Origin of the sequence: Kitasatospora sp. NPDC058406 (assembly GCF_042722765.1) — a bacterium.
In the GTDB taxonomy this organism is placed as follows: Bacteria; Actinomycetota; Actinomycetes; order Streptomycetales; family Streptomycetaceae; genus Kitasatospora.
Genome location: NZ_JBHXKE010000495.1, coordinates 1 through 1,568 on the forward strand (window position 1 = coordinate 1; position 1,568 = coordinate 1,568).

Annotated in this window: 2 protein-coding genes; both read left to right on the forward strand. The window is 65.4% G+C overall.

Annotation, left to right across the window (positions count from 1 at the left end; all coding sequences use genetic code 11):
- The first annotated feature begins 486 nt into the window (after positions 1-486).
- Positions 487-1,350, forward strand: coding sequence for a helix-turn-helix transcriptional regulator (locus tag ACFWOG_RS40810; protein ID WP_355402158.1), 864 nt, complete (start codon positions 487-489; stop codon positions 1,348-1,350).
- Positions 1,343-1,534 carry a DUF397 domain-containing protein gene (locus ACFWOG_RS40815; protein ID WP_380364813.1) on the forward strand — a complete coding sequence of 64 codons (192 nt, stop codon included), beginning with the start codon at positions 1,343-1,345 and terminating at the stop codon, positions 1,532-1,534. Before ACFWOG_RS40810 ends, ACFWOG_RS40815 begins: the two co-directional genes overlap by 8 nt.
- The last annotated feature ends 34 nt before the right edge of the window (positions 1,535-1,568 follow it).

The following is a 1,568-nucleotide window of genomic DNA, read 5'->3' on the forward strand; positions in this document are numbered from 1 at the left end:
CGACGGTCGGGGCCTGGCAGCCCGCGTGGCGCCAGGCGTTGACGTACAGCTCGTGGAGGGCGAGTTCGGCGTCGCGGATCAGGTCGTCCGGCCAGGAGGAGAAGGTGAGCGCGGTGCGCAGCTCCTCGCGGGCGGCGGACCAGTCGGGCGGGTTGAAGGCACGCATGGGGAACCTCCGAGTGAGGTCGTGCGAGTGGGGAGGAGAGGCGAGGACGGAGACGTCACCGTGAGCCAGGCCCGGCCATGGCTGCTCTGCGGTGCAAGAGGGCAGCAGGCACCTACCGCCCCAACAGACGAGCGTTACTGACGATCCGTCGGATCGCTGTGAGATAGACCATAACGCACTGGCTCTTAAAGTTAATCCAGCTGCGAGAAGTTCCACCTTGAGTGGGATACCCGCCTCCTCGGGGCGGCTCGTCCGTACCCTGGTGGCCCCGTCCTCCGGCGGCGCGGCACACTGGCGTCGGTATCACCTGAGAGGACGCCATGGCCCTTCGCCAGAATCCAACCCTTCGCCAGCGCCGCCTCGGCGCCGAACTCCGGAGGATGCGTGAGTCGGCCGGCTTCGGAGGCAGTCAGCTCGCCCGCCTGCTTGGGGTGACGCCCGCCCTGGTGACCCAGATGGAGAACGGGAAGTCGGCCGTCAGTGTGGAGCGCCTACGCGAGATCGCGACCGCCTGCAAGTGCACCAACGGACCTCTGATCGACGCACTCGCCGACATGATCAAGGAGCGAGAGCCGGGTTGGTGGGATGAGTACAGCCACAGCCTGGACACCGATCTGCTTGACGTGGCTGCGATCGAGGGCCATGCCCGGCGGATCTCCACCTACTCGATCACCTTTGTGCCTGGGCTGCTCCAGACCCCGGCATACGCAGCGTCGGTGTTCGCTCGTGCGCTTCCACCGTTGCCGCGCTCTGAGGTCGACATTCGGATGGCCTACCGCTTGCGAAGGCAGCAGATTGTCCGATCGGGTGCGACGCCCTACCTGGCGTTCATCCACGAGGCCGCACTCCGCATGCAGTTCAGCGGGCGAGCGGCACTTGCCGAACAACTCGGCGCGCTCATCGAAGACTCCAGGAGCTCGGGGATCTCGCTTCGGGTCGTCCCGTTCGATGTCGAGGCTCTGCCTGGCCCCAGCGAGAACTTCGTCTACACCGAGGGTCCAGTCCCTGAGCTGGACACCGTGCAGATTGACATCAGTTTCGGCTGCCCGCTCTTCGACGCTCCTTCTAGCCTGTCAAGCTACCGCGAGATCCTCGCCCGTATGGCCACAGTGGCTCTCCCGGAAGATGACTCACGAAACTTCATCCGTTCCATCAAGAATGAGGTAGAGCGCAAACATGGGTAGCCCCATATGGCAGAAGTCCAGCTACTCCGGGTCGAGTAACGCATGCGTCGAGGTTCGCACCGTGGGCGGGCTGATCGAAGTCCGTGAATCCGACGACGGCGACGTCATCCTCCGCACCACCGCCGCCACCTTCGCCGACCTCCTCCGCACCATCAAGGCCGGCAAACTCGACCACCACGCCTGAGCATCGGCGGCCCCTCGCTCGCACCGAGCGAGGG